The organism is Proteus sp. G2618 (assembly GCF_009915995.1).
Classification (GTDB): Bacteria; Pseudomonadota; Gammaproteobacteria; order Enterobacterales; family Enterobacteriaceae; genus Proteus; species Proteus terrae.
Genome location: NZ_JAABNI010000014.1, coordinates 414,547 through 422,614 on the forward strand (window position 1 = coordinate 414,547; position 8,068 = coordinate 422,614).

7 protein-coding genes are annotated in these 8,068 nt (G+C 38.8%); 6 read left to right on the forward strand and 1 reads right to left on the reverse strand.

The genetic code is table 11. The features are described from left to right. The first annotated feature begins 224 nt into the window (after window positions 1-224). The 6 genes from GWJ01_RS07440 (at window position 225) to GWJ01_RS07465 (ending at window position 7,627) form a co-directional block, all read left to right on the forward strand. Window positions 225-2,363 carry a TonB-dependent receptor plug domain-containing protein gene (locus tag GWJ01_RS07440; protein ID WP_109402958.1) on the forward strand — a complete coding sequence of 713 codons (2,139 nt, stop codon included), beginning with the start codon at window positions 225-227 and terminating at the stop codon, window positions 2,361-2,363. A gap of 2 nt (window positions 2,364-2,365) precedes the next feature. Next, window positions 2,366-3,244: a heme/hemin ABC transporter substrate-binding protein gene (locus GWJ01_RS07445; RefSeq protein WP_227003223.1), complete on the forward strand. Its 879-nt coding sequence runs from the start codon at window positions 2,366-2,368 to the stop codon at window positions 3,242-3,244. Window positions 3,245-3,257: 13 nt separating this feature from the next. Next, window positions 3,258-4,604, forward strand: a complete 1,347-nt coding sequence (gene hutW, locus GWJ01_RS07450) for a heme anaerobic degradation radical SAM methyltransferase ChuW/HutW (RefSeq protein WP_202611120.1) — start codon at window positions 3,258-3,260, stop codon at window positions 4,602-4,604. Window positions 4,605-4,646: 42 nt separating this feature from the next. Then, window positions 4,647-5,135 carry a heme utilization cystosolic carrier protein HutX gene (gene hutX / locus GWJ01_RS07455; protein WP_202611125.1) on the forward strand — a complete coding sequence of 163 codons (489 nt, stop codon included), beginning with the start codon at window positions 4,647-4,649 and terminating at the stop codon, window positions 5,133-5,135. A gap of 6 nt (window positions 5,136-5,141) precedes the next feature. Further along, window positions 5,142-5,768: an NAD(P)H-binding protein gene (locus GWJ01_RS07460; protein ID WP_161710915.1), complete on the forward strand. Its 627-nt coding sequence runs from the start codon at window positions 5,142-5,144 to the stop codon at window positions 5,766-5,768. Between the two features lie 260 nt (window positions 5,769-6,028). Next, window positions 6,029-7,627 carry an ABC-F family ATPase gene (locus tag GWJ01_RS07465; protein WP_109393759.1) on the forward strand — a complete coding sequence of 533 codons (1,599 nt, stop codon included), beginning with the start codon at window positions 6,029-6,031 and terminating at the stop codon, window positions 7,625-7,627. A gap of 138 nt (window positions 7,628-7,765) precedes the next feature. Here the strand turns inward: GWJ01_RS07465 and tnpA are convergent. Then, window positions 7,766-8,068, reverse strand: a 303-nt coding sequence (gene tnpA / locus GWJ01_RS07470; RefSeq protein ID WP_161710604.1) for an IS200/IS605 family transposase, incomplete at its 5' end; no start/stop codon positions are given.

Below are 8,068 nucleotides of genomic sequence, written 5' to 3' on the forward strand. Positions count from 1 at the left end.
TATAAACCGAGTGTTTTTACTTACCTTCTTTTCTCTACTTGCTTAAAAACCCTTCTATCTGTGTCATTTCTGTTTATTTAAGCACCTAATATGCATGAGATCACACCTTTACGTTGATTTAAATCAAAGATGTATTCTATTTACCTTTTTGTGGTTGATGAATAGATAAACTTAAATTATAAAGCGAATGATAATTATTATTGATCTCATTAAGGTTCGCGATTATGTATATTCGATTTAAGCCTTGCTTCGTATTATCAGCTTTAACACTTTCACTCTTTCAATACACTTTTGCTAATAATATTTCGCCTGAAGAAGAAACTCTCGTTGTTACTACAACACGTAACGCATCTTCTTTATGGAATAGCCCTGCTACTATTCAAGTTATTGATAAAGAATCATTAACTCAATCAACCTCTTCTTCTATTGCAGACCAATTACGTGATATCCCAGGTGTTGAAGTCACGGATAATAGTCTCGCTGGTCGTAAACAAATCCGCATTCGTGGAGAAGCATCATCACGCGTGCTTTTGTTGGTTGATGGGCAAGAAGTGACCTATCAGCGAGGTGGTCAAAACTTTGGTGCTGGTATTTTAATTGATGAATCTGCACTAGAGCGCATTGAAGTGGTTAAAGGCCCCTATTCTGTACTTTATGGCTCACAGGCTATTGGCGGTGTAGTGAATTTAATCACTCAAAAAGGTGGCGATAAGCCTTTTGGCGGAAATGTGAAAGTTGTTTATGACTCAGCCACAATGGGATGGCGAGAGTCTGCGTTAATTTCAGGTACTATCGGTGATTTTGAATATCGCCTTAATGGAAGTTATGCCGATCATGGCGATAGATATACGCCTGATGGGCGTTTACTTAATACGCATTTTAGAAATAACGGTCAAGGTGCATGGTTAGGTTATAAAGTGGATAAACATAAGTTTGGCCTTTCACTCGATCGTTATAATTTATCGACACAATCTTATTACGCGGATGAAGGAAAGTATCAAGAGTTTAGCGTTAAAGTGCCTAAACTTGAGCGTGAAAAAGTAGGTTTATTTTATGACTATGATGTGGATGCTGATTATTTCAAAAAACTTCATATTGATGCTTACACACAGCGTATAGAGAGAGAATTTGAGAACCGCGTGGGTGTTGTTACGCCAACAGATAGCCCAAAGATTGGGAATCTGACGGTTAAAAACAGAACCCAATCGGAAGATACACAGAATACTTATGGTATGACTGTGCAGGCAAACTTTACGTTACCTGCAAATAATGAGTTAATTTTAGGAGCTCAATATCAACAAGATAAAGTAAAACAAACCTCTGTTGGTCAAACATCTTCAAATAGCACAACAGGTTTTCCACCAGCTGTAAATTATGAAAAACAATCCCTATTACATAACCGCAGTAAACAAACCAATGTTTCTGTTTTTGCCCAAAATAACTGGAAAATAACAGAGGATTGGTCATGGACAATGGGCGCCAGACAATATTGGTTGAAATCAGAATTACAAGATGGTGATGAAATTGTTCATCATAATAAAACAGGAACAAGTTATAAGACATTGGGCTCTGATCCTGTAAGAGATAACGCATTTATTGTGTCATCTAATTTACGTTATTCTGGATTCAAAGATACAGAATTACGTCTCGCGTTTGCACAAGGTTATGTTTTCCCAACGCTTGTTCAGCAATTTATGAACACGACGGCTGGCGGTGCGGTGACTTACGGTAATCGAGATCTTGACGCTGAACACTCTAATAATGTGGAATTTGGTGCGCGTTATAAAGGGAATAATTGGTATATCGATAGCGCGATTTATTATTCTGAAGCTAAAGATTACATCACATCTCTTGCCTGTGCAGGCGAATCTATTTGCGAAGGAAATAGAAAAACAGGACGAGCAGATTATTTCTATTATGACAATATCGACCGCGCTAAAACCTATGGTATGGAAGTGATGGCTCAATACCAAGGTTGGTCAATTACGCCTTATATTTCTGCCAATGTGATGCGTCGCCAATTTATTGGTTCAACATTGAAAACATGGGATACCGGCGAACCTACATTAACGACTCGCTTTGGCGTTAAACATTTATTATTGCTCAATAATATGAATTTAATGTCAGATTTGTATTTAAGAGCAGCAACAAAAGCGAAAGATCATAGCAACCCCGAAAACAAACAGCATTATGCCGGTTGGACAACGGTTAATCTTTCACTGAGTACGGAATTTGGCAATAACGATCAATACCGTATCAACTTTGATTTAAATAATATTTTAAATAAGCGTTATCAAACGGCTCATGAATCTATCCCTGCTACGGGTATTAATGCTGCGGTTGGTCTGACATGGGCATTTTAATTATGAAAAAAATAATGATCGCATTTAGCTTGTTATTGTTACCTTTTAACTTAATGGCAAAAGATAACAATAATAGTGAACGTTGGGTTATTGCCGGTGGCTCTATCACAGAATTAGTTTATGCCATAGGTGCTGGAAATAAGGTTGTTGGCGTTGATGAAACGACGTCTTACCCTGAACAAACGCAAGCATTGCCTCATATCGGATACTGGAAACAGCTAAGCACAGAAGGAATTTTGTCTTTACGCCCTTCTACTTTTGTAACTTGGGATGATGCAGAACCTAAAATGGTATTACGCCAACTGGCACAGCATAACGTAAAGGTAATTTCCTTACCAAGAACACCCGCCACATTTGAATTGATGCTTAAAAATATTCGTACACTAGCGATTTCATTAGATAAACAAAAGGAAGCAGAAGCATTAATTGATTCTCTTCAATCTCGTTTAGCCGTAATCAACGCTAAAAATAATCAAATTAAGCAAAAAGTAAAAGTGATGTTTTTTCTTTCACCTGGAGGTGGAATTCCTCAAGTTGCAGGAAAAACCAGTGTCGCGGATGCCATTCTTCATTTAGCTGGTGGAGAGAATATTGCCATGCACGAGAACTATCGTATTTATAGTGCAGAGGCGATTATTGCTGCCAATCCAGAATTAATTGTTATTACAACACAAAGTCAGAAAACCCAAACCGGTGGATTAAGGGCTTCTGAAGGGCTTGCTTCTGTACCTGGTGTTTCAATGACTCAAGCATGGAAAAACCAACGTATTATTGAAATTGATCAATCCCTTATTTTGGGAATGGGGCCTCGTATTGTAGATGCAGTGGAGTTATTGCATCAACAGTTTTATCCCGCTGATCCTGTTCATGATAATAAGTAGGAATGATTTAATAATGAAAGAGTTAGTCGCAACACATAGCATACAATCTTCGACTGAAATCGATCTTACTCCCCATTTTGCACTTGAGGGTGATAGCCCTTTTCGCGATAGACATGCCACAATGCCATGGAGAGGCTCTGTACCTATTGCAAAAGAAGAGCACCAATCAACATGGCAAGCTTTATTAGAAAGTAAAACACCTGCATGTAAACGTTTGTTGTATATCCACATTCCTTTTTGTGCAACTCATTGTACATTTTGCGGTTTTTATCAAAATAACTACCATGAAGAAGCCTGCACGCGCTATACCGACGCATTATTGCGTGAGATATCGGCTGAATCAGATAGCTTACTTTATCAGTCAGCACCAATTCATGCCGTTTATTTTGGTGGCGGAACCCCTTCTGCCTTATCAGCAAAAGATCTCTATCGTGTGATCACACATTTGCGCCAATCACTTCCTTTAGCACCAGATTGTGAAATTACGATTGAAGGCCGCGTTTTAAATTTTGATGATAATCGAATTGATGCTTGTTTAGATGCAGGTGCAAACCGTTTTTCCATTGGTATTCAAACCTTTAATAGCAAAATTCGTAAACGAATGGCAAGAACATCAACGGGTGAAGAAGCCGTTAAGTTTATGAAAGGGCTTTGTTTACGTGATAGAGCCGCTGTGGTGTGCGATCTGTTATTCGGATTGCCGGGACAAAATGCGGAAAATTGGCAAGAAGATCTCACTATTGCCCATGATATTGGTTTAGATGGTGTCGATCTGTACGCATTAAATTTGCTACCCAATACACCATTAGGTAAAGCGGTTGAAAATCAGCGAGTCACTGTGCCAACGCCGATAGAACGACGTGCATTATATCTTCAAGGCTGTGATTTTATGGAGAATGTGGGTTGGCATCAGATAAGTAATAGCCATTGGGCTAGAACAACTCGTGAGCGCAATCTCTATAATTTATTAATTAAACAAGGCGCGGATTGCCTTGCCTTTGGCTCTGGTGCTGGTGGTTCGGTTAATGGGTATTCATGGATGATTGAGCGTTCATTGGATAGCTATTATCAAAAAATTACAGATAACCAAAAGCCTTTAATGATGATGAGTCGTACAACTGACAGTGGTTTTCGTTGGCGTCATGAATTACAAGCTGGTATTGAGTGCGGGCGTGTTGATTTAGCCAAGTTAAGTCCGCAAGCGACTCTGCTCTCCCCTTTATTAAATCAATGGTATCAAGCAGGTCTTGTCGAAGATGATTTTCTTTGTATGAAACTCACCAATGAAGGTCGGTTTTGGGCAAGTAACTTGCTGACATCCTTACAGCAATTAATTTTGCAATTAAATACGCCTCGTTAATTTTATTACCCCGAATATTAATCAGAAGACGGAAACAACATCATGAATACTGAATTACAACAATTTTTAATGACTGAGCCTGATGGAACATTGGAAACTATTGCAACACAATTTAATACCACAGTGTTGGAGGTCGTGAGACATTTACCATCACGCTCATTAATGAGTGGCGAACAATTCGATACTGTATGGGATAGTGTGATGAAATGGGGTAATGTCACCACAATTGTGCATACTCAAGATGTTATTTTAGAATTTAGCGGTGAATTACCAAGTGGTTTTCATCGACATGGCTATTTTAACTTACGTGGCAAAAAAGGAATGACAGGCCATATTAAAGCTGAAAATTGCCAATATATTGCAATGATCGAGCGTAAATTTATGGGTATGGATACCGCCTCTATTTTATTTTTCAATCAAGAAGGCGTTGCAATGTTTAAGATTTTCCTTGGCAGAGATGAACATCGTCAATTATTGCCAGAACAATTATCAGCCTTCCGTCAATTAGCACAACAATTAAATAAGGAATAATTGCGCGTGAAAACATGGGTTATTTTTGGCGCTGGCGGTAAAGGTGTTGGCGCACATATTGCGGATATTGGTGTTACACAACAACGCTCTGTTGTGGCTTTAGTTCGTTCCGAAGAAGCGACTAATCGTTTAGAAGAAAAAGGGATAAAAACCGTTATCGGTGATGCGATTGATGCTAAAGCTGTTGAAGCTGTTTTAACATTAGCAGGAAAAGAAGCAGATATTATTTCCACAATGGGCGGTGAAAATGATTATCTGGCTCATCGAACTGTCATTGATACTGCGGAGAAAATGGGATTTAAACGTATGCTAATGGTTTCATCTTTAGGATGTGGTGATAGTTGGGGTGCCTTATCTGACAGAGCAAAAGCAGCGTTTGGCCAAGCCGTAAGAGAAAAATCATTGGCTGAAGTGTGGTTGCAAACCAGTCGTTTTGATTATGCAATAGTAAGACCGGGTGGATTACTGAATGGTGAAGAAACGGGTAAGGCTCAGCTTTATCAATATGAAGAGACTCATGGTTTAGTGAATCGCCGAGATGTTGCGCGTTTAGTGACTCAGATTCTTGAGGCTGATCTTCTAGATGACCAAGTTTATGCTGTAGTTGAACCGGGTTTAGTACCTTCCAAATAGTTACTAAGTGGTTACTAAGTCGTTGCGTGCGCGGTGAATATATTAAGTTTTAAGTTAAGCTCACCATTAAGAGATAGCGTATTTGCGTTATCTCTTTTTCTTACTTTTATTATGGACAATAACTCACAATATGATGATTTTTTCTCTTACAGCCAAAATTCCTTAACAGACATTCGTCACTTTACTGTCTTAATAGGGGTAACTTATGGCATAATGCCGCCCCATTACCTTTTGTCATTCACTAATAATGAGTATTCGTCTTGTTAATCAGCAATAATATCACTATGCAGTTTGGCTCAAAGCCACTGTTTGAAAACATTTCTGTTAAATTCGGTGGCGGAAATCGCTATGGTTTAATCGGTGCCAATGGTAGCGGTAAATCAACCTTTATGAAAATTTTAGGTGGCGATTTAGTGCCAAGTAGCGGCAACGTATTCCTCGATCCTAATGAACGTCTTGGTAAACTAAAACAAGACCAGTTCGCTTATGAAGAGTTTACTGTGCTTGATACTGTGATTATGGGTCACACTGAACTTTGGGAAGTGAAGCAAGAGCGTGAACGCATCTATAGCTTACCTGAAATGAGCGAAGAAGATGGTTTACGTGTTGCCGATCTTGAAGTGAAATTTGGTGAAATGGACGGTTACACTGTTGAGTCTCGTGCTGGCGAATTATTGCTAAACGTAGGTATTCCATTAGAACAACATAATGGCCCTATGAGTGAAGTGGCTCCGGGTTGGAAATTACGTGTGTTACTTGCACAAGCCCTGTTCGCTGATCCAGATATTTTGTTACTGGATGAGCCGACGAACAACTTGGATATTGATACCATTCGTTGGCTTGAGCAAACGCTAAATGAACGTAACAGCACCATGATTATTATTTCCCATGACCGTCATTTCCTAAATATGGTATGTACGCACATGGCTGACTTAGACTATGGTGCGCTTGCTGTTCATCCGGGTAACTATGATGAATATATGTTTGCTGCAACTCAAGCACGTGAACGTTTATTAGCCGATAATGCGAAGAAAAAAGCACAGATTAGTGAATTACAATCTTTCGTAAGTCGCTTTAGTGCTAATGCATCTAAATCACGCCAAGCAACCTCTCGTGCTAAGCAAATTGAGAAAATTCAATTAGCTGAAGTTAAAGCCTCTAGCCGCCAAAACCCATTCATTCGTTTTGAACAAGAGAAAAAATTATTCCGTAATGCGCTTGAAGTGGAAAATATCTCTAAAGGCTATGATGATAATGCCCCACTGTTTAAAGACGTCAATATGATGCTTGAAGTGGGCGAAAAAGTTGCCATTCTAGGTAATAACGGTGTGGGTAAATCGACGATGATTAAAACATTAGTCGGTGAATTAACACCAGATACAGGCCGTTTAAAATGGTCTGAAAACTCAAATATTGGTTATTATGCACAAGATCACGCAACTGATTTTGAAGTAGATATGACCGTATTTGATTGGATGAGCTTATGGATGAAACCAGAAGATGACGAGCAATCTGTACGTAGCGTGTTAGGTCGTTTACTGTTCTCTCAAGATGACTTGAAAAAATCAGTTCAAGTTTTATCAGGTGGTGAAAAAGGCAGAATGTTATTTGGTAAGATAATGATGCAAAAACCAAACATTCTGATTATGGATGAACCAACTAACCACTTAGATATGGAATCTATCGAATCATTGAATATGGCATTAGAACTTTATCAAGGCACTTTGATTTTTGTTTCTCATGACCGTGAATTCGTAAGTTCATTAGCAAATCGTATTATTGAAATTACACCTGAAAAAGTGACTAATTTCCAAGGAACTTACGATGAGTTCCTTGCGAAGAAAGGTGTCACACTTTAATTTCATAACCAAATTAAAGTAATCATAACCACCCGTAAAACGGGTGGTTTGCTCTTGCCCTATAAGGGCTTGTTACCGACTGCGCCTAAATGACGCTGCTTTCTCTTCGTTCAAGCTCAGTGTCTTTGCTACTTTGGCTTACCCCTTGAAGGGGTTTTCATATTCTTTATTGCTCAATTTATCCGAGATTAAATTCGACTTTTCTTGCTCTCTGATATACTTTTGAATTGTGGCTTCATTGAGTCCAACTGTTGTGACATAGAACCCTTCCGCCCAAAACTTTCTGTTGCCAAATTTATATTTGAGATTGGCATGTCTATCAAAGATCATCAACGAACTTTTATCTTTCAAATATCCCATGAAGCTTGATACGCATATCTTCGGTGGAATACTCACTAACATATGAACATGATCTGGCATAAGGTGCCCTTCGATTATTTC

Excerpts from the sequence above, each read along its gene's own strand:
- GWJ01_RS07440 (WP_109402958.1), top strand. The coding sequence starts at position 225 with ATGTATATTCGATTTAAGCCTTGCTTCGTATTATCAGCTTTAACACTT.
- GWJ01_RS07445 (WP_227003223.1), top strand. The coding sequence starts at position 2,366 with ATGAAAAAAATAATGATCGCATTTAGCTTGTTATTGTTACCTTTTAAC.
- hutW (WP_202611120.1), top strand. The coding sequence starts at position 3,258 with ATGAAAGAGTTAGTCGCAACACATAGCATACAATCTTCGACTGAAATC.
- hutX (WP_202611125.1), top strand. The coding sequence starts at position 4,647 with ATGAATACTGAATTACAACAATTTTTAATGACTGAGCCTGATGGAACA.